20 protein-coding genes are annotated in these 25,752 nt (G+C 40.8%); 11 read left to right on the top strand and 9 right to left on the bottom strand.

The window, feature by feature from the left end:
- Nucleotides 1-108: 108 nt before the first annotated feature.
- The 5 genes from cysS (at nucleotide 109) to ACPUEN_RS01410 (ending at nucleotide 8,377) form a co-directional block, all read left to right on the top strand.
- Nucleotides 109-1,599 (top strand): cysteine--tRNA ligase, encoded by a 1,491-nt coding sequence (gene cysS, locus ACPUEN_RS01430; protein WP_425638058.1) that lies wholly within the window; start codon nucleotides 109-111, stop codon nucleotides 1,597-1,599.
- Nucleotides 1,589-2,569, top strand: a complete 981-nt coding sequence (locus ACPUEN_RS01425) for a M28 family peptidase (protein WP_425638057.1) — start codon at nucleotides 1,589-1,591, stop codon at nucleotides 2,567-2,569. Before cysS ends, ACPUEN_RS01425 begins: the two co-directional genes overlap by 11 nt.
- Nucleotides 2,570-2,639: 70 nt before the next feature.
- The gene (locus ACPUEN_RS01420; RefSeq protein ID WP_425638056.1) at nucleotides 2,640-3,662 is read left to right on the top strand and encodes a LacI family DNA-binding transcriptional regulator; all 1,023 of its coding nucleotides are present in this window, start codon (nucleotides 2,640-2,642) and stop codon (nucleotides 3,660-3,662) included.
- Between the two features lie 4 nt (nucleotides 3,663-3,666).
- Complete coding sequence (gene galK, locus ACPUEN_RS01415; protein WP_425638055.1) at nucleotides 3,667-4,812, top strand: galactokinase; 1,146 nt, start codon at nucleotides 3,667-3,669, stop codon at nucleotides 4,810-4,812.
- A 127-nt stretch (nucleotides 4,813-4,939) separates the two neighbouring features.
- On the top strand, nucleotides 4,940-8,377 hold the full coding sequence (locus ACPUEN_RS01410) for a ThuA domain-containing protein (protein ID WP_425638054.1): 3,438 nt from the start codon (nucleotides 4,940-4,942) through the stop codon (nucleotides 8,375-8,377).
- 97 nt (nucleotides 8,378-8,474) lie between these two features.
- Here the strand turns inward: ACPUEN_RS01410 and ACPUEN_RS01405 are convergent, their stop codons facing one another.
- The 6 genes from ACPUEN_RS01405 to ACPUEN_RS01380 form a co-directional block, all read right to left on the bottom strand.
- Nucleotides 8,475-8,837, bottom strand: coding sequence for a hypothetical protein (locus ACPUEN_RS01405; protein ID WP_425638053.1), 363 nt, complete (start codon nucleotides 8,835-8,837; stop codon nucleotides 8,475-8,477).
- Between the two features lie 70 nt (nucleotides 8,838-8,907).
- Nucleotides 8,908-9,654 (bottom strand): NIPSNAP family protein, encoded by a 747-nt coding sequence (locus tag ACPUEN_RS01400; protein WP_425638052.1) that lies wholly within the window; start codon nucleotides 9,652-9,654, stop codon nucleotides 8,908-8,910.
- An 83-nt stretch (nucleotides 9,655-9,737) separates the two neighbouring features.
- The gene (locus ACPUEN_RS01395) at nucleotides 9,738-10,100 is read right to left on the bottom strand and encodes a transmembrane 220 family protein (RefSeq protein ID WP_111612057.1); all 363 of its coding nucleotides are present in this window, start codon (nucleotides 10,098-10,100) and stop codon (nucleotides 9,738-9,740) included.
- 654 nt (nucleotides 10,101-10,754) lie between these two features.
- Nucleotides 10,755-11,774 (bottom strand): SMP-30/gluconolactonase/LRE family protein, encoded by a 1,020-nt coding sequence (locus ACPUEN_RS01390; RefSeq protein ID WP_425638051.1) that lies wholly within the window; start codon nucleotides 11,772-11,774, stop codon nucleotides 10,755-10,757.
- A 182-nt stretch (nucleotides 11,775-11,956) separates the two neighbouring features.
- A complete protein-coding gene (locus ACPUEN_RS01385) occupies nucleotides 11,957-13,444 on the bottom strand; it encodes an arylsulfatase (protein ID WP_425638050.1) in 1,488 nt (495 codons plus the stop codon).
- 28 nt (nucleotides 13,445-13,472) lie between these two features.
- Complete coding sequence (locus tag ACPUEN_RS01380) at nucleotides 13,473-14,747, bottom strand: sugar isomerase (protein ID WP_425638049.1); 1,275 nt, start codon at nucleotides 14,745-14,747, stop codon at nucleotides 13,473-13,475.
- A gap of 775 nt (nucleotides 14,748-15,522) precedes the next feature.
- Here ACPUEN_RS01380 and ACPUEN_RS01375 point away from each other — a divergent pair.
- From ACPUEN_RS01375 to ACPUEN_RS01350, 6 genes are all read left to right on the top strand, one after another.
- A complete protein-coding gene (locus ACPUEN_RS01375) occupies nucleotides 15,523-17,643 on the top strand; it encodes a bifunctional aldolase/short-chain dehydrogenase (protein WP_425638048.1) in 2,121 nt (706 codons plus the stop codon).
- Nucleotides 17,644-17,700: 57 nt separating this feature from the next.
- On the top strand, nucleotides 17,701-18,735 hold the full coding sequence (locus ACPUEN_RS01370; protein WP_425638047.1) for a GntR family transcriptional regulator: 1,035 nt from the start codon (nucleotides 17,701-17,703) through the stop codon (nucleotides 18,733-18,735).
- A 10-nt stretch (nucleotides 18,736-18,745) separates the two neighbouring features.
- The gene (locus ACPUEN_RS01365) at nucleotides 18,746-20,071 is read left to right on the top strand and encodes an FGGY-family carbohydrate kinase (protein ID WP_425638046.1); all 1,326 of its coding nucleotides are present in this window, start codon (nucleotides 18,746-18,748) and stop codon (nucleotides 20,069-20,071) included.
- A 111-nt stretch (nucleotides 20,072-20,182) separates the two neighbouring features.
- Nucleotides 20,183-20,941: a (Fe-S)-binding protein gene (locus ACPUEN_RS01360; protein ID WP_425638045.1), complete on the top strand. Its 759-nt coding sequence runs from the start codon at nucleotides 20,183-20,185 to the stop codon at nucleotides 20,939-20,941.
- Nucleotides 20,938-22,296 carry a lactate utilization protein B gene (locus ACPUEN_RS01355; RefSeq protein WP_425638044.1) on the top strand — a complete coding sequence of 453 codons (1,359 nt, stop codon included), beginning with the start codon at nucleotides 20,938-20,940 and terminating at the stop codon, nucleotides 22,294-22,296. Before ACPUEN_RS01360 ends, ACPUEN_RS01355 begins: the two co-directional genes overlap by 4 nt.
- Nucleotides 22,293-22,853 carry a LutC/YkgG family protein gene (locus tag ACPUEN_RS01350; protein ID WP_425638043.1) on the top strand — a complete coding sequence of 187 codons (561 nt, stop codon included), beginning with the start codon at nucleotides 22,293-22,295 and terminating at the stop codon, nucleotides 22,851-22,853. The genes ACPUEN_RS01355 and ACPUEN_RS01350 overlap by 4 nt, the downstream gene beginning before the upstream one ends.
- On the opposite strand, the gene ACPUEN_RS01345 is transcribed toward ACPUEN_RS01350, so the two are convergent.
- From ACPUEN_RS01345 to ACPUEN_RS01335, 3 genes are all read right to left on the bottom strand, one after another.
- Nucleotides 22,850-24,157, bottom strand: coding sequence for a sensor histidine kinase (locus ACPUEN_RS01345; protein WP_425638042.1), 1,308 nt, complete (start codon nucleotides 24,155-24,157; stop codon nucleotides 22,850-22,852). The genes ACPUEN_RS01350 and ACPUEN_RS01345 overlap by 4 nt on opposite strands.
- A gap of 113 nt (nucleotides 24,158-24,270) precedes the next feature.
- Nucleotides 24,271-24,651: a VOC family protein gene (locus tag ACPUEN_RS01340; RefSeq protein ID WP_425638041.1), complete on the bottom strand. Its 381-nt coding sequence runs from the start codon at nucleotides 24,649-24,651 to the stop codon at nucleotides 24,271-24,273.
- Nucleotides 24,652-24,697: 46 nt separating this feature from the next.
- On the bottom strand, nucleotides 24,698-25,741 hold the full coding sequence (locus tag ACPUEN_RS01335; RefSeq protein WP_425638040.1) for a 6-bladed beta-propeller: 1,044 nt from the start codon (nucleotides 25,739-25,741) through the stop codon (nucleotides 24,698-24,700).
- Nucleotides 25,742-25,752: the final 11 nt, after the last annotated feature.

Genomic DNA, 25,752 nt, shown 5'->3' with positions numbered 1-25,752 from the left:
ATTTTCATTCCCTTTCATTTCCCCACGCGAATCCCCTATTTTGCAGGCTGAATCAATTATGGGCTTTCCCTGTTCTTGGTTCTTGATACTAGAATCTTGATTCTCAACATGAAATCGCATAATCTTAAATTATACAATACACTTTCCCGCCAGAAAGAAGAGTTCCAACCCATCAATCCGCCTTTCGTGGGCATGTATGTCTGCGGACCAACTGTTTATGGAGACGCTCACCTAGGCCACGGTCGTCCTGCTATCACTTTTGACACGGTTAACCGCTACCTGACTCACCTAGGCTTTAGAGTTCGTTACGTAAGAAACATCACTGATGTAGGTCACTTACAGGGAGATGCAGATGAGGGCGAGGATAAAATCGCCAAAAAAGCAAAGTTGGAGCAACTCGAACCAATGGAGGTTGCCCAGCAATATACAGACAGCTACCACAGAGACATGTCGCTTCTAAATACCTGGAAGCCTAGCATTGAGCCTCGAGCGACTGGTCATATACCTGAGCAGATTGCTTTGGTAGAAGCCATTTTGAAAGAAGGTTTAGCTTACGAAATCAATGGTTCCGTGTATTTCGATGTATTGAAATACAACGAAACGAGCAACTATGGCAAGCTTTCCGGACGGGACTTGGAAAATCTCTTGAGCGGAAGCCGAACGCTGGATGGCCAAGACGAAAAGCGTAATGCCGTTGATTTTGCACTTTGGAAAAATGCCTCCCCTGAGCATCTAATGAAGTGGGATTCTCCTTGGGGAATTGGTTTTCCGGGTTGGCACCTAGAATGTACTGCTATGAGTTCCAAATACCTTGGCAAGCAGTTCGATATTCATGGAGGTGGAATGGATTTACTTTTCCCTCACCACGAATGTGAGATCGCTCAGGGAAACGCATGCAATCATCAAGATCCAGCTAAGTATTGGATGCACAATAACATGATCACCATCAACGGACAGAAGATGGGCAAGTCCTTGGGTAATTTCATCAACTTGCAGGAGCTTTTCACAGGAAACCACAAACTTCTAGATCAGGCTTACAGCCCGATGACCATCCGTTATTTTATCCTGACGGCACATTATCGCTCTACTTTGGATTTTTCCAATGAAGCACTGCAAGCTGCGCAAAAAGGCTATAAAAAACTTATAAATGGACTCCGAATCGCCAAGCTTTTGAAATATGAAGTGAGCGAGGACGAAAAAGATGAAGAGCAAATCAAGCAAGTGGGACAAATCATCACCAATGCCTACCGAGCGATGGACGATGATTTCAATACGGCGCAGGCGATTGGACATTTGTTCAATTTGCTGAAGAAAATCAACTCCATGTACACAGGTCAATTGAAACCAGCGGTCTTTGGCGAGGAGGTTTTCAATAAACTGATTGAAACATACACCATATTCATTTCAGATATTTTAGGATTGATCGAAGAGAAATCAGACAGCCAAAATGAAATGCTGAATTTACTGCTACAACTCTATTCTGAGGCTAAAACCGCCCGTGATTATAGTAAAGTGGACGAAATCAGAGCAGGATTAAAAGCTCTAGGGTTTGTAGTGAAAGACATGAAAGATAAAATTGACTGGGCTTATGAAGAATAGATTTTGGTTGGTCGGCTTGCTTGCCCTTGCTTGGGCATGTAGTAGTCCAGAGAAAAAAACTGAGACAGTTGAGCAAGCTCCGGCAAAGCCCTACCCTACTTTTAACCCAGATTCTGCCTATGCATTTGTGCAGAAGCAGGTGGATTTCGGACCACGTGTTCCTGAAACCGCTCCTCACGAAGCAACCAAAAATTGGCTTTTGGGTAAATTTGAGAGTTACGGATTTGCAGTAGAAACACAGGATTTCCAAGCAAAAACCTACGATGGCCTGACTTGGGACCTGAGCAATATTATTGCTTCACATAATCCAGGAGCCACCAAACGAATACTTCTTGCCGCGCATTGGGACACCCGTAGAATCGCGGACAAAGACACCGAGCGACTTGATGAACCCATAGATGGAGCCAACGACGGTGCTAGCGGTGTGGGAGTTTTACTTGAAATCGCCCGTGTGATTGCTTCTCAGGAACTCAAGCCGGATGTCGGAGTTGATATCATCCTTTTTGATGGGGAAGATGACGGGGAGCCTGAAGGAACAGAAATGAGAAACAACGAGCAAGATTTCTGGTGGTGCTTGGGCTCTCAGCACTGGTCCAAAAACAAGCATAAACCGAATTACTCAGCCTATTACGGAATCTTAGTGGACATGGTAGGTGCCAAAGGCGCGCGTTTCTACAGAGAAGGTTATTCACGCCAATATGCCTCAGGGATTTTGAAAAAAGTATGGGATAACGCCCACCAGATAGGCCAAGGAGACTTTTTTATCTATAAAGACGCTCCTGAGATTTTGGATGACCATGCTTTTGTAAATGAATTTGCTAAAATCCCAATGATCGATATAATCGAGTTTTCCCCAGATTTTGGCTTTGCGCAGTATCACCATAAGCACAGTGATACAATGGAAATCATTGACCGCAGAACTTTGCAAGCCGTAGGAGAAACTGTTTTATTTACCGTATACCAAGAGTAAAAGCTTATCTTTCCATCTTAGAATCGTCCAATTTGGAAGATTTGAAGTGATAGTTAAATGATTTTGCCCCATGAAGAAAGGTCATCAGGTTACGATGAAAGAAATCGCCAAGAAATTAGGCGTTTCTGTATCGACTATTTCCAGAGCGCTGAAAGATTCTCCAGAGCTTCACCCCGACACTAAAAAGCGAATTGTGGAAATGGCGAAGGAGATGAACTATCAGCCAAATCTCCTAGCACAAAGCCTTCGTATCAGTCGCACCAATACACTGGGTGTAATCGTCCCTGAGATCACTTCCCACTTCTTCGCCTCTTGTATTTCAGGCATTCAGGATTATGCCAACAAGCGTGGTTATAATGTGATGATTTGTCAATCAAATGAGACGTTAGAGCTGGAAAAAGCAAATATCAGAACCTTGGTTAGTTCACAGGTGGATGGCTTGCTGATCTCACTGAGTAGAGAAACTAATAAATACGATCACCTTTTAGATCTTTACAACCGGGAAATCCCTTTTTTACTTTTCGACCGGGTAAATGAGGATATTCCAGTCTCCAGAGTGACGTTCAATGACGAAGGGGGAGCCTATCAGGTAACTAAGCATCTGCTGGAGAGTGGATGCAAACGTGTGATGTATGTATCCGGTCCAGAGGACTTATACATTAGCAAGAAAAGAAAAGAAGGTTATTTACATGCGCTAGCCGAGTTTGGAATATCCCCTGAACCCGAACTAGTAAAAATCTCAGACCTTACTTCCGAAGGCAACATGAAAATTGCCGGAGAAATCGCCGCCATGGATCAGCGACCTGACGGCGTATTCTGCATGATAGATCCTATCGCTTTGGATTTTATGTTCGTATGGAAGCCTATGGGAATTAAAATCCCCGACGACATGGCCCTGGCTGGATTTACCAACAACCCCGCTTCAGCAGTAATAGAACCTCCCCTCACCACCGTGGCTCAGCCTGGCTATGAAATGGGGAAATTGGCAGTCAGTCATTTGCTTGATCAATTAGAGGGTCAAGCCTCAGATGATCCTATTTCCATTGTTTTAGAAACCACCCTGCTACCCCGTCAATCGACAAAAGCACTTTAAATTAATGAAAGATAAAATTGCCCAATCCTTTGAGAATCTCTTTGGAAAGAAACCTATTCTGGCCTTTGCACCTGGAAGAATCAACTTAATCGGCGAACATACAGACTATCAAGATGGTCTTGTTTTTCCAGCTGCTGTAGCGCAGGGCATCTGGGTAGCTATACAAAAAAACGATCTTACCACATCCAGAATTTTCTCGGAGGATTTCCGTGAAGAGTTTGTTTTTGACATCAACTCATTTTCACCTAAAAAAGGGCACTGGGCCAATTACACCATGGGAATGGTCTCCCAATTTCAGCAAGCCGGCTATAAACTGGAAGGCTTTGACTTGGTTTTTGGAGGAAATATTCCAGCTTCAGGACTGTCCTCTTCTGCAGCCCTTTCAGTCGCTGTAGGAACTGCACTCTCTGCATTATTTGGTTTGGAGATTTCCAAAAAGTCAATTGTACTTTACGCTCAAAAGTCAGAGCATCTATTTGCAGGTGTGAAATGCGGGATCATGGATCCTTATGCATCCGCCTTCGGCAAAGAAAATCATGCACTAATTTTGGATTGCCGTACCAATCAGCACAAAGAAGTTGCTGTGAATTTCGGCCCACATTCCCTTCTACTAGTCAATTCTAAAGTGAAGCATAACCTAGCCGATTCAGCCTACAACAAACGTAGAGAATCATGTGAGGAAAGTGTGAAAATACTGCAGTCAGTTTACCCAGACGCAACCACACTAAGAGATATTCCGGCTAAAGATTTGGAGAAAGTCAAAGATATCTTACCGGCCGCGCTTTTTCCCAAAGCAAAGCATGTGATCACCGAAATAGAGCGAGTTAACCTAGCTTCAAAAGCTCTTCATGAAGGTGATTTAACTGCCTTTGGGGACTTACTAAAAGATTCTCACAAGAGTCTGAGCAAAGACTTTGAAGTCAGCTGTGCCGAGCTGGATTTCTTGGCGGTACAGTCGTGGAAGTCAGCAGAAGTCCTAGGATCTAGAATGATGGGTGGCGGTTTTGGTGGCTGCACTATCAACCTGATTTCCAACGAGAATTTAGAAAGTTTCCAAACTGAAATGCGTACAGCATACCAAGAAAAATTCGGTATTGAGGCGGATTTCATTTCAGTTGCACTTTCCGAAGGAGCTAGAATTCTGGGCTAATTTACCGCTTACAGTTTCTATTGTCTTTAGAAGGTATTTCCTGAAAGTTTTTCCAAAAAAATCACCAATTTGTAGCCGTAACTCTCAATTGAGTATAATTGCCTATTATCCTAATAACATTAAACCTATGAATTTCCCAAAAAACCTAAGAAGCTTACTGCTACTTGGAATGATAGCGAGCGTAGGTTTCTGGAGCTGTAGTTCTCGCTCTGGCAAACCAAAAGTGCTCGTCTTTAGCAAAACTGCAGGTTACTATCATGCCTCTATTCCCCAAGGAGTCGCAGCTATCCAAAAGCTTGGAACTGAAAATGAATTTGAGGTAGATACCACTACTCAGTCAGAGATGTTCACTGAAGAAAATTTAGCGCAATATTCAGCTGTTATCTTTTTAAGCACGACCGGAGATGTATTGAATAACTACCAAGAAGCCGATTTCGAACGATACATTCAGGCAGGAGGAGGTTTCGTGGGTATCCATGCAGCTGCGGATACAGAATACGATTGGGGCTGGTATGCTCGTTTAGTTGGAGGAAGCTTCGCTGACCATCCTGGTATCAATGATCCAAATCCAAACGTTCAACCTGGCGAAATCACCGTGGTGGACGAAAGTCATTCTTCTACTTCGTTTCTGCCAAGCCCTTGGCCAAGAACTGACGAATGGTACAGCTATAAAAACATGAATCCTGAGGTCAATGTACTTTTGACACTGGATGAAGCCTCTTATAAAGGCGGCATGGATATGGGTGAGCATCCTATCGCCTGGTATCACGATTATGATGGAGGAAGAGCCTGGTACACTGGAGGCGGCCATACAGATGAATCTTATTCAGAAGAACTTTACCTGAAGCATGTACTGGCAGGCATTGAGTATGCTATTGGCAATAATTCCGAATTGGATTACTCGAAGGCTAAAAGTAAAAGAGTACCAGAGGAAAACAGGTTTACCAAAACTTCGCTGGTAGGTGCAGAATTCACAGAGCCTACTGAAATGACCATTCTTCCAAATTTGGATATTCTTGTAGCGCAAAGAAGAGGAGAGATTTTGTTTTTTAACCATGAGACAGAAGAGCTTACTGAAGTGGCAAAATTTGACGTTTACTGGAAAACTGATGTAAGGGGAGTTAATGCTGAAGAAGGCTTAATGGGAATTCAAAAAGACCCCAATTATGCTGAAAATGGGTATGTGTTTGTTTACTATTCCCCTTCAGGAGACGAAGAAATCAATAGACTTTCCCGATTTACTTTCAAAAATAATACCTGGGACATGAGCTCTGAGGTGGTAATAATGGATATTCACTCAGATCGAGATATCTGTTGCCATACTGGAGGTTCTATAGCTTTTGATAAGGAAGGGAACTTATACCTTTCTTTAGGAGACAACTCCACTCCTTTCAATCAGCCAGACTCTGAGTTCAGAAACAATGGTTTTGCACCTTTAGATCAGCGGCCTGGCTATGAGCAATACGATGCGAGAAGATCTTCTGGCGATGCCAATGACTTGAGAGGTAAGATCCTTCGGATTAAAGTAAATGAAGATGGTTCTTATAACATTCCTGAAGGAAACTTATATCCTGTAGGAACAGAAGGAACCAGACCTGAAATATATGTTCAAGGAAACAGAAACCCTTACAGAATCTCCATAGATCAGAAAAACGGCTACTTATACTGGGGGGAAGTTGGCCCAGATGCCAATGAAGACATGTTCGAAACACGTGGTCCTAGAGGGTATGATGAAGTAAACCAAGCCAGAGAGGCAGGTAATTTCGGCTGGCCTTACTTTGTAGGAAATAATTATCCTTACCGGGAGTTTGACTACGTAACTGGGGAATCAGGAGCTGCTTTTGATCCCAAGGAACCTATTAATAGATCTGTAAATAATACAGGCAGAAAGAATTTACCAGCGTTGGCTCCCGCTTTTATATGGTATCCATATGGGGAATCTGAAGAGTTTCCACAGTTAGGAACAGGAGGACGAAATGCAATGGCCGGACCGGTTTATTACGCTGATATGTACAGTGCGGACACTAAGCTTCCAGAGTACTATGATTCCAAGGTATTTATTTACGATTGGATCAGAGGATGGATCAAAGCAGTAACCCTGAAGGAAAATGGAGATTATGATAAAATGGAAGCTTTCATGCCTAGCACCAAATTCAACTCCATCATCGATATGGAAATGGGGCCTGACGGAAGGATATATATCCTAGAATATGGAAATGGCTGGTTCGCTAAAAATCCGGATTCAGGACTTTCAAGAATTGACTTCAATGGAGGAAATAGAGCTCCAATTGTAACTCAAATTTCCGCTGACAAAACTTCAGGAACGAATCCTCTTACTGTCACTTTCACCACCGAAGCTTCTGATCCTGAAAATGATCCGTTGAACTATGTCTGGGATTTGGGTAATGGAGAGTCTATCTCAACAGATGAACCTACCCTTACACATACTTTCAATGCCATCGGAGAATACGAAGTTCGAGTGACTGCAAAAGATCCTGCTGGATTGGCGGGTAACAGTGGAATCGAAAGCATTTACTCAGGAAATATTGCTCCAGAAGTATCCATCACACTAGAAGGTAACCAGTCTTTCTATTTCCCTGGAAAGAAGGTAGGCTATAGCGTAACCGTGAAAGATGCTGATAATCCAGAGGCAGATACAGACATGAGTACGCTGTATGTATCTGCAGATTATATAGAAGGATTAGATCAGGCAGAATCTGACATGGGTCACAAAGTCATGACTGAAGCGATGATGGGTAAATCACTCTTTACCACCTTGACATGCAAGACCTGTCACAAAGAAGCTGAGGCATCTGTGGGTCCGGCATACATCGATGTGGCTAAAAAATACAATCAACGAGATGCCGATTACCTAAAGAATAAAATCAAAAATGGAGGCGCAGGAGTCTGGGGTGAAGTAGCTATGCCTGCAAATCCGGATATGAAAGACTCTGACTTGAATGCTTTGGTAGCCTACATTCTTTCCTTAGACCAAGTGACGACACCATCTCTTCCTGCTTCTGGAACGGTGGACCCTACCGCAGGCAAAGAGCCAACAGCAACAGGCGTATTGATGCTTAGTGCATCTTATACTGATCAAGGAGGAGAAAACATTAAACCTCTTTCAGGTTCTTCTACCCTATTTCTGAAGAGCAATACTATTGATTTGGGTAAAGCAGAAGAACTAATGGGTGGATATGCTGTCAGCAGTTATGAAGGAGCAAACTTCCTTACTGTTCCTAAAGAAGATGGCTCAGCTCTTATCAGCACAGTAGATTTGACTGATGTTGGTTCGGTCACCCTGAACACATTTACAATGGGACCGTTAACAGGCACTTATGATTTTGAACTAAGGCTAGACAGTCCATCTGGAGATTTAGTTGGAGAAGGAACTTTCAGTCCAACAGCCTCCACAGGCAGAGCGCCAACTCAAGGATCGCTGACTATTCCGTTCACTGGAAGCGCAGATGGAAAAATGCACAAGGTGTATTTGGTTTCTAAACCAAAAAACTCTGGCGATGAAGGAAGGTTTGTAATTCGATCTTTCACTTTCAACGCAAAATAATACCAATCTTAATGCATGAAAAAAGCCATTCCTATTCTCAGGAATGGCTTTTTTACTAAGATTTAGCTTGGAGAAAACATATGCTACTCACGCAATCTTAACCTGAGAAAGCACACTGGTTGTCGGACGTTTGCCAAATCACCTTAGTATCTTCAAGATCATCGAAGCCGATTTCATCGGTTAAAGTATTTCGCTCACAATCATATAGTATCAGTGCCCAACTGCAATTGGGGCAGCAAGACCCCAAGTAAAAAACTCGCTTTCCTTTATATTTTGCTTTCGCGATATAAGCAAACTCTGAAAGCCCTCCACTAGATGCATTCTCAGCCATTTGTTTTAGCCATGGCAAGTTTTCAATAGGATCCGAAACCCCACAAGCCATGGCAGGATCTTCGTTTTCCGTGCAGGACACGCTAATTAACAGGCAACATAAGAAAATCGGGTTAATTAACTTTTTCATACAAGTAGGTTTAGTGAAAAAAGAAGTTAAACCCATGACGAAACGAATAAACCGAACGCTACCTTTCGGTTCATTTCATCGGTGAAAAAGGCAAGGTTTTGAAAAAGATTGCTTCTACATTTTCAACGATCTTCCCATCAGCTTCAGACATTTCCTTTGCTTTTATCCAAGCTGGATCTTTTGCAAAATTTTGAAAATTAGCTTCAAAAGAAGCTTGATTTCTGTCACCTAATAGATAAACCAATTTAGGTTGGCTTCCATCCTTTTCGACTGTAATCCAATAAGGATAGTTTTTTAAGCCCTGCTTCGAAAACAATTCCTGCGTGTGGTCTTTGAATCTAGTTACCAAATTATCAAGTCTCCCATCTAAGCAAGTGTAGATTCTCATTTGAAAAATCCCGCTGGCCTGTGGAATTGGTGTCTCATTCAACCCTGGAGCAAGTTTCATAAAAGTTTGATCTATGCTTTTCACCAAAGCTCCATTTACCCTGGATTCTTCATAGGCCTTTTTCCATTCAGGGTCGTTCAAAAATTTCCCCCACATCACATCTCTTGACTTCTCATCTGGATAGCCAAGTATATAAGTCAGTGAATTATCTTCATTATTGACAGGTAGAAAATAGGCGATATTTTCCATCCCACTTTTCTCGAAAAGCGAAAGCGTATGATCTTGAAAACGCTTGATCAGATCTGGAAGCTTTCCTTCATTGGCATAATACTTTCTTATTTCGAAATAAGTCGAAGTATCACTCAACTTTTGAGCATAGCCTGCGAAGGCAAAAAGCATTGCAATCATACTGAAGATAATTTTTTGCATGAGTAGTGGGTTTTTAGGGCAATATAAAAGACATGTTTTCCGGGTAATTCCTTTGATTATTTAGCAATGGTAGAAGTTAAAGTCTATTTCTCCCATGCCTTCCAGATTGCCGGAAACAACGCAACTAGGATAATTAATAAACCAAAAGTCTCTCTTGATTCTTCCATGGACTGAGTTTTCATGCTTAAATTATGCTGCTTCACTTCTTCGGAAATCCAACCTCCCACATCTCCTTGCCAGTAATATATAGCACCAAGGACACAAGCTATTGCAAGAATTGTCAATGGAATTTTGGGGAAAATACCGCGAACACCCAACAGGCAGAATATAATTGCTACACCATAAATACTCACCCAAATTTCAGGATCGGGGTCGTTGAACTGCCAAAAAGCAAAAAGCGCGAAAATGAAAATCCAGATGCCAAAATAGATTTTGTTAAACTTCATAATATTTCAAGGGTTTGTCCAAAACTACATAAAACAGAGAATTTTATTAAACTTAAAATACTAAAAACTATGGAAGCCTAGCTGAGTAAGGTGAAAAGTGATTTTCGATGCTGTTGCAATGCTTAAAACATCCCAAATCATCCAATATACTTAAGAAAGAAAATCCTGAAAAAGGAATAAACCAATAAAACAAAAAGGGAAACCCTCTTGCGAACGCTTCCCTTTCTCTTATAACTAACCTTAGTTAGCCTTAAGAGCCAAGCTACTGTTAAAAGACTTTTTCTCCAGTTACCCGGATTTTTAATACCGATCTACTAACTCCGTCTTCTTCACCTTTCGGTTTTGAAGATTTCAATAAACACTTTTGTGGTAAACCATCTCAGACAAAATCCCTAAGGACGCTGACCTTTCATGTTAATTGTGAGCTTTCAATCTTTATCCGAGATCGTATTCTCGGTCTTTTTATCTCTTACTTGGTTTAATAAATATCTCCTTAAATTAGCCGAATAGCAAAATTTCGGACACTTAGTTCCCCACCATCTTTCCACCAAATAATATTCTAAACAAACAGACTTATCAACCTTAATTAGATGGTTATCAACTTTTTAATCACATTTTTACGAGATACTGCTTAATTCTCCCAATAGCTTCTCCTTATTTCAACCTGATTCGCATTAGAAACGCATCGGCAGTCATGTATAAATATTTCTCCGCACTGTCAAAAGCGCAATTAGCTGTGCCTTGCCCGGTCTTAATAGTACCCAAATGTTTTCCCTCTGCACTGATCACCCAAATCCCACCTGGACCCGAAGCGAACAATGTTCCTGAACTATGAACTGTCAAGCCATCTGGTAACCCAGGGTTTTCTCTACCTATACTTGATGTGGCATCCAATAAAACCTTCCCTCCTATTACATCACCATTTTCATCCAAATCAAAAGCATAATATCTCGCTTTTTCAAAATCAGATTGTGCGATATACAAGGTTTTCTCATCAGGACTCAACCCTATTCCGTTTGGCCGACTCAGTGAATCCACAAGCAAATTTAAACTCCCATCTGGATCTAGTCTATACACCCCCTGAAAATCCAATTCTTTAGTATTCCATGGGTCCAAACCATAAGGAGGATCATTGAAGAACAGCTGTCCTGATTTATTAAATACTAAATCATTTGGGCTATTGAGCATTTTCCCTTCGTAATCGGAAACCAAAGAAATAAAATCAGCTTTTGGGCTAGAAAGGGAGGCATTCATCTTTGCGATTTGTCGCTCTCCATGCTGGCAAAGTATTAGCTCTCCATTTGCATTCAATGCTAAGCCATTGGATCCTGGTTCTTTTTTATTGGTCTCAGTTCCCAAATATCCAGAAGGCTCCAAGAATAAGCTTAAACTATCTTGCTCAGTCCACTTCCATATTTTATTGGTTGGCACATCTGAGAAGATTAATGCCTTTTGATCTTCCAGCCAGAGTGGCCCCTCAGACCATTCAAAACCAGAGGCGATTACTTCGATCTTGGCATCTTCAGATAGGAATTCATTTAGATCCGTGTCCAATCTTTCAATGGAGCCAACAGTTTGATAATTGAAGTCATCCGCTTCATTAGTGGTTGAAGTTTTGGGATTAGAACATCCCGAGATTAGGATAAGGAGCAATAGGAAATTTGAATTTTTCATTTGTATCGAAGTATAGATTATAATAGGGTTATACTAAAAGGAAAATACATCAAAAGGGCTTTGAAAAATCATCAGGCCAATTCTTCATCAAAAATCCGGTCTTAAGAGTTTTATCGCTATAAAGATTGGGCAAAGAAGGTGAAAGTGAAGGTGAATCTTGGCCATTTCTCTTTCAAAACAAATTAATTTCCAAACTTCCGTTCTGAAGGCAATAAACCGAAAATAGGGTTTTCTGTATGCGATGAGTTCATCAAACCTTCCAATTCCTTGACCTTTTCTGGATTTTCAGCAGCAATATTGTTTTCCTCTCCAATATCAGTGCTTAAATCATAAAGCTCAATGGTAGGCTCACCCCCACCAAAAACATGGAGTTTTATAGCCTTCCACCTTCCTTGCCTTACAGCCTGTTTACCCCCTTGCTCATGAAATTCCCAGTACAAATGCTCATGCTCTTTCTGTTCATTTTCTCCAAAAAGTGCCGGCAAAAACGAAATTCCGTCAATATCCTGAGGGATCATAGCTCCTGCTACATCTGCAAAAGTTGGTAGCAAATCCCAAAATGCTGAAATGTGATCACTCTTAGTTCCTGCTTTGATTTTACCTGGCCACCAAGCGATCATTGGCGTTCTCACTCCACCTTCGTACAAATCTCTTTTATATCCTCGAAATGGCCCATTACTATCAAAAAAGTCAGGATCCGCACCACCTTCCTGATGTGCACCATTGTCAGAAGCAAAAATTATCAAGGTATTTTCTTTCAACCCCAATTCATCAAGTTTAGCTAGTACTTCTCCAACGTAAATATCTATTCGCTCCACCATGGCTGCAAAGGTCGCATGGGGGTAAGGTTGTGATTGGTAGGCAGAGATAGTTACATCAGGACCATATTCTGAACCTTTCCGTACTGGGAAAGCCTTTTCCTCATCGAATTTTTCTCTATACTTTTGAAATACTGCATCATCAGGAGCCGCTAATTCTGCATGCGGCATTACGATAGGAATGTATAGGAAAAAGGGATTATCCTTATTCTTTTCTATGAAAGAAATAGTCTCCTTTTGGATCAGATCTGGCGCATAGACCGCTTTCTCTTCCCATCCATTTCCTTCGAGAATCACTTTTTCGTCATTGTGCCACACATGAGCTGGATAGTAACGATGGGCATAACGCTGGCAGTTGTAGCCATAAAATTGATCAAATCCCTGATGGCTCGGATCACCTGTGGTACCAATGAAACCTAGACCCCATTTTCCAAAAGTGCCAGTTATATAACCAGCACTTTGCATCACTTTGGCTATTGAGGGAATAGAATCTGGCATTGGATACTGGCCTTCTGGTTGAACTTCTCGATTGCCTCGAATGGGCGTGTGACCGGTATGCAACCCTGTCAAAAACGATGACCTAGAAGGTGCACAGACCGTGGCTCCAGAATAATGATTGGTGAAAAACATCCCTTCCTTCGCCAGACGATCAATGTTGGGAGTTTCTATGTATTGCTGTCCCAAAAACCCAAGATCTCCATACCCTAAGTCATCCGCGAGAATAAAAATGATATTATTCTTTTTCTCTTCTTCTATTACTTTCGCCTGATTTGGACTGGTACTGCAGCTGCAAAAAGCAATGAAAACAGAAAGCAACAGGGAGGTTAAAGGGAGATTCTGGGTTTTTATCATGCCCCAAGATAATAAGAAATGGTTCTGACTAAAATAAGTAGCTGTATGATTTTGCTCCTCGTTCCTGTACCAGTTTATTACGAATCATCAAGATTCTATATGCCTCTAAAGGCTCGGCAACTCCACCCGAGCGAAGCCTCGCTTCGCATACCAAAGGTCTCACATCAGTCAGATACGCCATTTGCAAAATTTCTTGAGCTTCAGAGCTTTGTCCATTCTGCTGGCGCTCATTGAGCTTTTCCCGGTCCACCAGCAATGCTTTAGCATATGCTTTAGTAATAGCTTCCAAGGCTTGAATCAAATCGACCAAAGGATCCTGAGTATTGTAGCTGGCATCGATCATCCAGGAAATACTTTCCCAAGCCTGCGCACCATCTTGGTCTCCTCCGATAAGCTCGGTAAAAATCAGAAAAAGTTGATATGGCTTGATACTACTTGGGTTCAAATCATCTTCCCCGTACTTACTATCGTTGAAATGAAAGCCTCCTAGGAGGTTTTGATACATAAGCGTAGCTACTATCTGTTCTATGTTTGTCTTAGGCAGGTGATATCCTAGGTCTACAAGCGCTTTGGCTCTTGACCCTAACCGTTTTGCAAGCATACAGGAAGTGCCCCAGTCAGGAACCACCGTATGGTAGCAATTAGGCTCATAGGGTTTGTACTCAAGCATCAAATCCCAATCCAAAGGCATGAATTCATATATTTCACGAAGTGACTCCTCTGTCCAGCCTAGGGTATTTCTGAAATTTGACTGACCTGGAAAATTACTTCCATCAGCCATCCAGACAGTTAATCCTTTACTTCCAAGTTTTTTACCTATGCTAATCACCTCCTCATTATGAGCGATAGCTTCTTGCCGGATTGCTTTATCAGGATTTCCTAAGGATCCTAAATTGGCATACTTCCGCTTGTTTTCATCTTGAGAACTTGTGCTATTCATTGAATCAAATACCAGATCCAGATCAGCAGCTAACTCTTTAGTCTCCTTGTAATCCTCTGGCATATCCCAAGGGATATAAACAGAAATAGAATTTGTCTTTCTTGTCAATTGTTGTAAAAGACCTACATCCTCTAGTTTTTCATTTAGGTTTCTTGGCTCTCCTCCTGTTCTATGCATTTTTGCACCTGCCCTACCATTTCCCAATGCAGCACTTGGAATGGCGATCTGAAACGCTTGAATCTTACGTAGGATGTCATCAAAATCCAATCGCTGATTTGAGAGTCTAACTCTTAACAGATCTAGTGATCTGTAATGAAAATTATTGGTAGAAAATGATGCTAGTTGATCCTCAGTTAATTTCATAGAATAGGCGGTACTGTAACTTTTTTACTCAGTTTGTTCAAAAACAGGCCAAAAATCAGGCAAATAGATGCTTCAAAAACCTTCCGAATTGGATTGAGAAATGATGTGATTTAGAATTCAATTTTTCTCTGAAAACTGGTAAAAAGCTGATTCTCATTTCCTTTTTTACTACTCTTTCATTAAGTAAATCATCCTAAATCAGCAGAAATCAGCTTTTCAGAGAAATTAAGATCTTATTAATTGAGCATTCTCACATCAGATTTATTTGGAGAAAAATCATTAAAATCCATTCCTAATCAATGAAAGCATTGACGATTGTTATATTCACTGGTCAAATTGGTCGCCATAAAAAAGGTTAATGGAAACAATTTCTCACTAATGAAATAAGCATTAAATCACAAAAGTCTAGAAGTTGAAAAAGAATTGAGTCAAACTTTTACCTGAAACCCGGCCCCGTGATCTTTATGGATTTTGGATTATACTTTTTAGATTACAGTCATAAAAATATAACTGTAGGTAGTAGCAAAACTTTAGAATTAAATAGTACAAATAGAAAATCAAATACTACAGACCTAGTCAGATTCTTTCAATCAAAATTTAATTCTGACTTTTAGTAGTCTAAAGAATAAATATCTAACAGAATGATGTTTTGCACAATATAGTAGCAATAAAACTCAAAAAAAATAGTATTAAGCTTTAGGTATTCAAGACAGCACAGGATACCTGAGGCAAACTTTTCACCCATATTCACTTTCAGAACAATCTGCTAAACGCAATGAGCATAACAACAAAAAACTTTAAGCATGTAAGTTACCTCTGGGATGATGCCGTAGCATCTAAACTTGAGGGAAATGAAGTTGACCTTCTAATTTATCGATCAAATATCCTTGGAGCTGATCTGAGAATCACCAATTACGGAGGTGGAAATACCAGCTGTAAAACTTACGAAGCAGATCCGCTTACCAACGAAAAGGTAGAGGTAATGTGGGTCAAAGGCTCAGGTGGCGATATCGGGACTTTAACTAAAGCTGGTTTGGCTGGACTTTATGTAGACAAGCTGCGTGCTTTGAAAGGTATATATAGAGGGCTGGAATTTGAAGACGAGATGGTCGAACTATTCAACCATTGTATCTATGATCTCAAATCCAAAGCTCCTTCCATTGATACTCCGCTGCATGCATTCCTTCCATTCAAGCATATAGATCACCTTCATCCTGATGCTGCAATTGCAATTGCAGCTGCCAAAGATGGAGAGCAGATCACTAAAGATCTTTGGGATGGTCAAATCGCTTGGGTACCTTGGCAAAAACCAGGCTTTGATTTGGGCTTACAATTAAAACAAGCACTTGATGAAAACCCTGGGATCCGAGGAATTATGCTTGGCGGACACGGACTTTTCACGTGGGCGGATACTGCTTTCGAATGTTATATCAATAGTTTGGAAGTAATCGAAACTGCTTCGGAATACTTAGCACAGAATTATGGCAAAACCCGTCCAGTCTTCGGAGGAGAAAAAGTAAAATCTCTTGCTCCAGACCAGAGAAAAAGTCAAGCTGCTAAGCTTGCACCCCTGCTGAGAGGCCTTGCATCTTCAGAAAATCTAATGGTGGGTACATTCACTGATGCTCCAGAAGTACTTCAGTTTATCAATAGCAACGATCTTAGCAAACTAGCTCCGATGGGTACAAGTTGCCCAGATCACTTCTTGAGAACAAAGATTTCCCCTTTGGTTCTTGATATTCCAGCTGACAAGGATCTGTCGGACCTATCGGCGTTGAAAGAACAAATCAGCTTCGCGTTTCAGTCATACAGAGAAATGTATGCTGACTACTACGAAAATCATAAGCATTCCAATAGCCCAGCGATGCGGGACCCAAACCCAGTAATCATCATCTGGCCTGGCGTAGGGATGTTTAGCTACGCAAAAAACAAGCAGACAAGTCGCGTTGCTAGTGAGTTCTATATCAATGCAATCAATGTAATGCGTGGTGCTGAGGCAGTTTCTCAATATGTTTCTTTACCGCTACAAGAAGCCTTCAATATTGAATATTGGTTACTCGAAGAAGCAAAACTTCAAAGAATGCCTAAAGAGCAACCACTCTCTAGAAAAGTGGCCTTGGTGACGGGCAGTGCAGGAGGAATTGGTTTGGCAATTGCCGAAAAATTCATACAGGAAGGGGCTTGCGTCGTGGTCACAGATATTGATGGCGATAGATTACAAACCACTGGAGATGCACTTTTGAAAAAATACGGAAAAGACGCATTTCTAACTGTGAAGCTAGATGTAACTAATGGTGAAAGCTTGGAAGCTGCGATTGAAGCTACTTGTCTTCAGTTTGGCGGAGTGGACATCATGGTGAATAATGCCGGTATTTCTATAAGCAAATCATTCGAAGATCACACGAATCAAGATTGGGATAGGCTGAACGACATCTTGGTAATGGGTCAATACCATATCTCAAAAGCTGGAGTAAAAATCATGAAGCTTCAAGGTCATGGCGGTGATATTGTAAACATTGCAAGTAAAAATGGCTTGGTCGCAGGTGCAAAAAATGTGGCTTATGGTACTGCCAAAGCAGCACAATTACACATGTCAAGATTGATGGCTGCAGAATTAGCTGAAGACAAAATCAAAGTCAACGTGGTAAATCCAGACGCTGTGATCGAAAACTCCAACATCTGGGAAGGTGGCTGGGGCGAAAATCGCGCAAAAGCCTATGGAATTGACGTGAAAGATTTGCCTCAGTTCTATGCTAATCGTACCTTATTAAAAGAAAGTGTAAAGACAAGCGATATCGCAAACGCTGCATTCGTTTTCGTCAGCGGTCAGCTTGGCAAAACAACAGGAAATATGCTGAATGTAGATGGTGGATTAGCCGCAGCATTCCCAAGATAGATTATGAATTAATAAACCTCGATTACCTTTAATTCCTCCAAAACAACCCAAAATGCCATGTTAGTCGATAAATCAGAAAAGATCCTAACGGATTCTCGAACCCCTAAGTACATGCAAGTGGTCAATCTAATTCTAGACGACCTCGATAGTGGTAAACTGAAAATCGGTGATAGAATACCTTCTATCAATGAAACCAGTTTCGACTTCTTGCTCTCTAGGGATACCGTAGAAAAAGCCTACAATGAACTCCGGGACCGTGGAATAATCACCTCCGTAAGAGGCAAGGGTTTCTACGTTAATTCGACTAACATGGCTAATAAATTGAAGGTGTTGTTGATTTTCAACAAACTGAGTTCTTATAAGAAAATCATCTACTACTCTATAATAGAAACTTTGGGAAACCAAGCGACTGTCGATCTTCAAATCCACCATTATAACCGCACCATTCTCGAAAACTTATTAGAAAGAAACTTGGGAAACTACAACTATTATGTTTTAGCACCGCATTTCTTTGATGAAAACAATCATCCAGAAACCTGCTATGACTTGATTCAGCAAATCCCAAAAGATAAGCTTCTGATCATGGACCGTGATGTTAAAAATCATGAAAATGAATTCCCGGGAGTTTATCAGGATTTTGCCAGAGATATATTCGAAGCACTGGAGTCCGGTATCATTCACTTGCGAAAATATTCCAGATTAATCCTGGTGTTTCCTAAGGGAGACATGTACCCAGTAGAGATTATTGACGGTTTCAAACGTTTCTGTTATTTCCATAACTTCAACAATCTCATCCTAGATGGAATCGATGACGAACCTCTTTACAAAGGAGATTCATTTATTGTCTTAGCAGAAACTGACCTTGCCAACATCGTAAAAAAATCCCGGGAACAGCAGTTACAACTTGGTAGCGACATAGGGATTATTTCCTACAATGAGACTCCTCTCAAAGAGATATTGGCAGAGGGAATTACGACTATTTCTACTGACTTTATGCAAATGGGGACTACCATCGCAAACCAGATCCTAGGTGCAGAGGATAAAATCCCTCTGAAAAGTCCATTCAAAATGATCATTCGAAAATCGCTTTGATAGCGTAGCTATGAGTAAAATTCCAGTAACGGCTGTTTTTGATATCGGCAAGACCAATAAAAAGTTCTTTCTTTTTGATGAAAATTTAACCGAAGTCTACAGTTCCTATATTCGTCTAGACGCAATTCCAGATGAAGACAATTTTCCTAGTGAGCCCTTAGCACCGCTTGAAGAATGGATGCTTAAGACTTTTAAAAAGGCGTTAAAATCAGAAGAATATCTGATCAAGCGTCTGAATTTCTCTTGTCACGGAGCTTCATTTGTGCACACAGATGAAAACGGAATTCCAGCAACTCCTCTTTATGACTACCTAAAGCCATTCCCAGATGAACTTCTTAGCAGGTTTTATGAAGAAAATGGTGGAAAGATGACCTTTTGCAGGGCTACATCCTCCCCACCTCTGGCGATGCTAAATTCAGGTTTACAGCTTTATTTCATCAAGTACGAAAAACCAGATTTCTTCAAGAGAATCAAACACTCATTTCATTTCCCTCAATACTTGAGCTTCTTGTTTACCGGAGAAATGGTGTCTGATTATACCAGTATCGGTTGCCATACTGGGCTTTGGGATTATGAAACAAACGATTACCATGCCTGGGTAGATCGGGAAGAAATCAGAAGATTATTACCTCCAATTGTTCCAGGAAATACACTTTTGAAGACTAAACCTGAGCTCGGAAATATCCCATGTGGGATAGGTGTACATGATTCATCTGCAGCTTTACTTCCGTATATCAAGCAAGAAACAGAACCATTTGCTCTACTTTCCACAGGTACTTGGGCTATTTGCATCAACCCATTCAACAAAACTACACTCACCAAAAAAGAGCTTAAGCGTGACTGCTTACAATTCCTAAGTATTAAGGGTGACCCGATCAAAATCTCACGACTTTTCATCGGTGAAGAGCATAAGTATCAGGTAGAGAAGCTGTATGAGTACTTCCAAATGCCTTTAGGAACCTACAAGAAACTAAAATTCAACTCTACTCTATTTGAAAAAGTAAGAGACAATAAGTCCAAACGAGTCCATTTTCAATACTTAAAGCCTGAGGATTATGGCTTAGATCAAGCGAAGGAAAATGATTGGTCAAGTTTCGCTGAATTCAATGAAGCCTACTACACGTTTATTCATGAGCTGACAGATTTGCAAACTGCAGCTATCAAACTAGTAACGAAAAATGCTCCTGTTGATAGGCTATTTATTGATGGAGGCTTCAATGCAAATGATATTTTTGTAGAGATGCTTCGGAAAAAATTACCTGAATTAAAGATCATTCCAAGTGACTTCCCAAATGGATCAGCATTAGGAGCAGCCATGCTGGTATCAATGGAATAGATGGTTTAATTTACATTACAATTGAAATCGAGCTATACTCGAGCGGTTCACGAAAGTATGCTAATCCAAAATTACATCGAGATGTCCTGCGAAAATCAAATTACTCAGTAGATGAAAATAGAATCCCCTCATATTGGCCTGTTTATCCCTTGCTACATTGATCAGTTTTACCCCAATGTCGCAATAGCAACCTTAGAATTGCTGGAAAAACTAGGCTGCAAAGTCACCTATCCTTCAGGTCAAACTTGCTGTGGGCAGCCCATGTCCAATGCAGGGTTTGAAGCTGATACCGAGGGAACTACTTCCAAATTTATCCGTGATTTCGCCAGATTTGACTACATAGTTGCTCCCTCAGGAAGCTGTGTTTTGCATGTCAAAGACCATTCGCCTACGGTCAAAAACCTTCAAAAGAATCAAGAACACGTACAATCGAATATCTACGAACTCAGCGAGTTTATTACTGATATACTGAAAGTTGACTCCATTCAAGGGAGTTTTCCGCATAAGATTGGTTTTCATGCTTCCTGCCATGGACTTCGGGGTTTGAGACTAGCGAGTGACTCAGAGAGAAATGAGCCCGCTTTTAATAAAACACTCCAATTGATGCGCGATCTAAAAGGGATGGAAGTAGTCGAACTCACTAGAAAGGATGAATGCTGTGGATTTGGAGGGACTTTCGCAGTAAGTGAAGAAGCTATCTCAGTACAAATGGGAAAGGACAGACTAGCCGATCACATTGATAAAGGCGTAGAAATCATCGTAGGTGGAGACATGTCCTGTATCATGCATATGCAGGGAATTGCAGCCCGGGAAAACGAACCTATTCAGCTAATGCATTTTGCAGAAATCCTAAACCAAGCCATCTCATGAGTCATCCAGAGAACGCCACAGTATTTCTGAAAGATAAAGCACGTGCAAAATGGCATGATGAGACACTTTGGATAGTACGTGAAAAACGCGATGCAACTATCCATCAAATCCCAGAGTGGGAGAAGCTTCGGGAATTAGCATCTCAAATAAAAGATCACACACTTTCCAAGCTTGATTTTTATCTAGAAGAACTGGAGAATAATGCCACCGCAAACGGGATAAAAGTTCACTGGGCTGAAAATGCTGAAGAACATAATCAGATCGTTGCGGAAATATTAGAGGAGAAAAATTGCAAGGCAATTGTAAAAAGTAAATCTATCCTCACCGAGGAATGTCATTTGAATCCTTATTTGGAAGAACGAGGCATAGAAGTGGTGGATACTGACTTAGGTGAGCGAATAATACAATTTCTAAAGCAACCACCGAGTCATATCGTGATGCCTGCTATCCATTTGAAAAAGTCTGATATCTCGGATATTTTCCACGAAAAGCTAAACACAGAAAAAGGAAACGTGGATCCAGTATATTTGACCCATGCTGCTCGACTCCATTTACGCGAGAAATTCCTCCAAGCCAAAGTGGCTATCACAGGCGTTAATTTCGCGGTAGCAGAAACTGGTGAATTTGTTGTCTGCACCAACGAAGGCAATGCAGATATGGGGGTGCATTTGGCTGATACACATATCGCTTGCATGGGAATAGAAAAACTTATTCCCAGAAGAAAAGACCTTGGTGTTTTCCTGAGGTTATTAGCTAGATCCGCCACTGGCCAATCGATCACGAACTACAACTCGCATTTCAGAAGTCCGTCTCCGGGTAAGGAGCTTCATTTGATCTTGGTAAACAATGGCCGAACAAAGCAACTTGGAAGAGAAAAATTCAGAAATTCCCTCAAATGTATCCGATGTGGGGCATGTATGAATACCTGCCCGATTTACCGCAGAAGCGGTGGATTTAGCTATGGAAGTACAGTTCCTGGCCCTATTGGCTCCATACTTTCACCAGGAATAGATCTAAAAAAATACAGCACTTTACCTTTTGCCTCCACACTTTGCGGTAGTTGTTCTGACGTCTGTCCCGTGAAAATCAACATCCACGAGCAACTCTATGAATGGCGTCAAGAAATAACCAAGACAGACGGATCATCCCTAAAGGGTCTGTCGATGAAAATGGCAAATGGAATTTTCAAGAGTCCGCTGGCCTACAGAATCTCTGGCAAAATGATGCGGGCATCTTTGAAGAACTTGCCTGATAGCATTATTTACAACCCATTGAACACCTGGGGAAAAGGCAGAGATCTACCCGATTTACCCGAAGAACCATTTAAAGCTTGGTACAAAAAGAATAGACCATGAGCAGCAAAGAATCCATATTAGCAGCAATAAAAGGACTGAAATTGGAGGAAAAACCTCTGCCAGATATCCCGGATTTTGAAATTGCCTCAGACTTAGTTGATGCATTTAGTCTTTCTCTCAATGCCAATAAGGGAACCGTCGCGAGCAAAGAAGAAATTGAAAAATTGATATCAGAAACTGAATTTCTGAAAATTTACAGTGCTTCGCCTGAATTTGAACAGTATAGCAACTGCCAAGTACCTGAGCATCCAGCTGATTTTGCTGACTTAGACCTTGCGATTATAGAAGGACAATTTGCATCTGCTGAGAATGCTGCTATTTGGTTGGACGAGAGCAATTTAGCCCTCAGGGCCCTACCCTTTATCACAGCTCATTTAGTGATTGTGATCAGAAAAGAAAATATCCTCGGGAATATGCACCAAGCGTATGATCGCATAGGGCTAGCAAAGTCAGGGTTTGGAATATTCATAGCTGGGCCATCGAAAACGGCTGATATAGAACAGTCTCTAGTTGTTGGTGCTCATGGTGCCATGAGCCTCCGAGTGGTGATACTCTAAGCAAGCTTTCTAGATAAAGTGAAGCAATTCTTATAGTCCTTGCTGCTGGAATATTTCAATTGAAAATTGATCTTATCCGCAATTCTTTTGCAAAGGGGCAAACCAACTCCGGTTCCTTTTTCTTTCCTCGTACCATATGAAGTTCTAGCCCTGAAATCAAATAAATTCTTTTGATCAGTAGCAGAGATGGTAGCCCCTTGATTACATACTAACCAACTTAATTTATCCTCATTGATCTTAAGTTTGAGGTGAATAGTTGAATCAACCGGTGCAAATTTGATAGCATTATCCATCAAATTTTTTAGGATGATTTTAATCTCGTTGATCTCTAACGAAATATTTTTATCGTCCCCTTCTATTGAAAAATCTATCGTTTGATTTTTCTCCTCTGCCTGCATTGCCATCATATCCTTCATCTCCTTAGTCAATTCACTCAAACTAATCTCATGAAGTTGTATAGGCGTATCTTCTAATTCAGTCATCACCCAACTTAATGTGTTGTTGAGCACCTTATTCAGATGGTAACTTTGCCCTTTCAAATTAAAAAGGATTTGCTCCATTTCTCCTGGTTCAAAAGCATCTTTCTCTACTAGACCTAGCGTAGTGTGAAGCATCCCTATTGGGTTTTTCAAGTCATGCGAAAGCAATGCAATAAGCTTGTTTTTCTGATCATTAAGCATCTTCACTTCCTCGAGTGAGCGATCCTGCCTTTCCTTGATCGTGTGAAGCAGTTGACTTTGGTTTCGATAACTTTTAATAAAAAAGTGTAATACTGTAAAAATAAAAGCGCTTATCCACAAAATTGCAAGCGTATGATCAACAAACTGGTTCTCTACTCCACTATAAAAATTCTCAACAATTATATACCCCTTCACTTCACCATAAAAAAGAATGAAAAACATGGATATTGACCCTAAATACCAAGCCAATTTGAGCCATCCCTGAATAAGCAAGGAAGACACCACAAGCATTAAAAAAAAAGCATAAATCGTGGGTCCGTCATTTCCATCATTGTATTTAAAATTGATGCAAATAATTACGTGAGCCACTATCAAAAGTATATTAACTATCAGCTGCGACTTCCCATATTTTGAAACTAAGTAATAGGAAAGAATGAATGTAAAAGAAAGCGCGATTTTAGATAAATAAATTACTGGGGACATCCCAAGCATAAAATCAGAAAAACCTAAGATCAATAACAAGAAGAAAGTCAACAGTGAAAATATTTTAGCAATCTGTCTTTGGATATATCCTAGATCAGTGACATTCTCCTCCGAGAGCATTAAACCTTTTGTGATCAGCATAAAAGTGGGTGTAAACAAAATAGATTCGAAAATAATAAACTTTAGCCCCTTACAAAACCTGGGCATTCTTAAACTGTACTTAAAAGTTAAAAATCACATTCAAAAATTTAATTCTAACTAGGTGAATGAAGAGCAATGCGATTACCTTCTGAGTCCAGAAAAACACCCATATAACCATATTCAGGAGAAATCATTCTTTTTTCGATTTGAACCTTACCTCCAGCTTTTTCTACTATCTCCAGCACATCAGCTACATCTTCACATGAAAAATAAATAAGCGGACCAGCTAGTTCACTTGATTTGTAAAAATCTTTATGTGAAACTAAGCTACCGCCGGCGCCGCTTCCTTCTGCTTCGCCTGGAAACATTGCCATTTTAAAGTCACCCATATCCATCTTTTGAAGGGTACAATTAAAGACCTTTTGGTAGAAAGAAATTGCTCTATCCATATCATTAACCGGTATTTCAAACCAGCCTACAGTTACATTTTTCATAATAGAGAATTTAAAAGGTTAACTAACTCAAAAAACGTCAATCTAGCTACACGCGGGTCAATTTAATCGGGTAAGTTTTACCTGCATTCCACTGACACACATAAATATTTTCATCTTGATCGATACACACATCATGACAATGCTTAAAGATGGCCTCAGATTGAACCATCAATTGTAATTCACCATTTCTATACTCAGGGGCCGTGCCGCCTGGATTAGAAACGACCTTATTTTCTTTATCTAATATCGTCACAAAACCAGAGTCAGGAGTTTGCTCTAGATATCGAAGCCTAGACCAACATACTCCAGCATAAAGGTTGTCCCCATGAATCACCGGACGACATACGAAAGCACCTGGTAGGAAAATCGTTTCCATATACTCCCCATCCATAGTAAATCGCTTGAAGGAATTATGTCCCCGAGAAGTACAAAGCAAAGTAGGCGCTTTGCCTCCACGCTGATCTACTGTGATTCCATGAGCTGTACTAAACTGATCATCACCTGATCCGCTTCCTCCGAATTTTCGGATAAACTTTCCATTTTTATCGTACTGAAGAAAATATTGAGACCCGTATCCATCCGCAACATACAAGTCACCATTTGGCCCTACAGTGGTCTCAGTTGGTACAAAAGACATTTTCTCAGTATAAACCCCTTCTTTAACCGGGGCTGTAATCTCTGAAACCAAAGTGCCTTCAAGTGTAGTCTTTACCACTCTGCCGGCATTATCGGAAATCCATAAATACTCTGCATCTCCTTCATCCACTAAGGTCAGTCCATGGGCGCGGTCCATCCCAAGTGTCCATTCTCTGAGAAATTTACCTGATTGATCGTATATGATTACATTATTTTTAGGCTCATCAGTGACCATGATCATCCTACCTTTACGATCCATTACCATCTCATGGCAATTATTCACTGGAACTTTGGCTGGGTCCAAAAGGCCCCATTTGGCATCAACTTGATATTTAAAATCACCATGGCCAATTACTTGATCTGGTCTACGGGCAAAGGATAAAGAAGGTGAAATAGTCATAGCTAGTCCCATCAGGGAGGTATTTTGGATAAACTTTCTTCGATCGGAATTCATAAGTAAGGGTT

It is taken from the genome of Algoriphagus yeomjeoni, from assembly GCF_049821175.1.
GTDB classification, from domain to species: Bacteria; Bacteroidota; Bacteroidia; order Cytophagales; family Cyclobacteriaceae; genus Algoriphagus; species Algoriphagus yeomjeoni_A.
Note: the sequence above shows the minus strand (reverse complement) of the source record. Positions and strands in the feature narration are given on the sequence as shown.

Bases quoted from the DNA above. Each gene is read 5' to 3' on its own strand.
- cysS (WP_425638058.1), top strand. From the start codon at position 109: ATGAAATCGCATAATCTTAAATTATACAATACACTTTCCCGCCAGAAA.
- ACPUEN_RS01425 (WP_425638057.1), top strand. From the start codon at position 1,589: ATGAAGAATAGATTTTGGTTGGTCGGCTTGCTTGCCCTTGCTTGGGCA.
- ACPUEN_RS01420 (WP_425638056.1), top strand. From the start codon at position 2,640: ATGAAGAAAGGTCATCAGGTTACGATGAAAGAAATCGCCAAGAAATTA.
- galK (WP_425638055.1), top strand. From the start codon at position 3,667: ATGAAAGATAAAATTGCCCAATCCTTTGAGAATCTCTTTGGAAAGAAA.
- ACPUEN_RS01410 (WP_425638054.1), top strand. From the start codon at position 4,940: ATGAATTTCCCAAAAAACCTAAGAAGCTTACTGCTACTTGGAATGATA.
- ACPUEN_RS01405 (WP_425638053.1), bottom strand. From the start codon at position 8,837: ATGAAAAAGTTAATTAACCCGATTTTCTTATGTTGCCTGTTAATTAGC.
- ACPUEN_RS01400 (WP_425638052.1), bottom strand. From the start codon at position 9,654: ATGCAAAAAATTATCTTCAGTATGATTGCAATGCTTTTTGCCTTCGCA.
- ACPUEN_RS01395 (WP_111612057.1), bottom strand. From the start codon at position 10,100: ATGAAGTTTAACAAAATCTATTTTGGCATCTGGATTTTCATTTTCGCG.
- ACPUEN_RS01390 (WP_425638051.1), bottom strand. From the start codon at position 11,774: ATGAAAAATTCAAATTTCCTATTGCTCCTTATCCTAATCTCGGGATGT.
- ACPUEN_RS01385 (WP_425638050.1), bottom strand. From the start codon at position 13,444: ATGATAAAAACCCAGAATCTCCCTTTAACCTCCCTGTTGCTTTCTGTT.
- ACPUEN_RS01380 (WP_425638049.1), bottom strand. From the start codon at position 14,747: ATGAAATTAACTGAGGATCAACTAGCATCATTTTCTACCAATAATTTT.
- ACPUEN_RS01375 (WP_425638048.1), top strand. From the start codon at position 15,523: ATGAGCATAACAACAAAAAACTTTAAGCATGTAAGTTACCTCTGGGAT.
- ACPUEN_RS01370 (WP_425638047.1), top strand. From the start codon at position 17,701: ATGTTAGTCGATAAATCAGAAAAGATCCTAACGGATTCTCGAACCCCT.
- ACPUEN_RS01365 (WP_425638046.1), top strand. From the start codon at position 18,746: ATGAGTAAAATTCCAGTAACGGCTGTTTTTGATATCGGCAAGACCAAT.
- ACPUEN_RS01360 (WP_425638045.1), top strand. From the start codon at position 20,183: ATGAAAATAGAATCCCCTCATATTGGCCTGTTTATCCCTTGCTACATT.
- ACPUEN_RS01355 (WP_425638044.1), top strand. From the start codon at position 20,938: ATGAGTCATCCAGAGAACGCCACAGTATTTCTGAAAGATAAAGCACGT.
- ACPUEN_RS01350 (WP_425638043.1), top strand. From the start codon at position 22,293: ATGAGCAGCAAAGAATCCATATTAGCAGCAATAAAAGGACTGAAATTG.
- ACPUEN_RS01345 (WP_425638042.1), bottom strand. From the start codon at position 24,157: ATGCTGATCACAAAAGGTTTAATGCTCTCGGAGGAGAATGTCACTGAT.
- ACPUEN_RS01340 (WP_425638041.1), bottom strand. From the start codon at position 24,651: ATGAAAAATGTAACTGTAGGCTGGTTTGAAATACCGGTTAATGATATG.
- ACPUEN_RS01335 (WP_425638040.1), bottom strand. From the start codon at position 25,741: ATGAATTCCGATCGAAGAAAGTTTATCCAAAATACCTCCCTGATGGGA.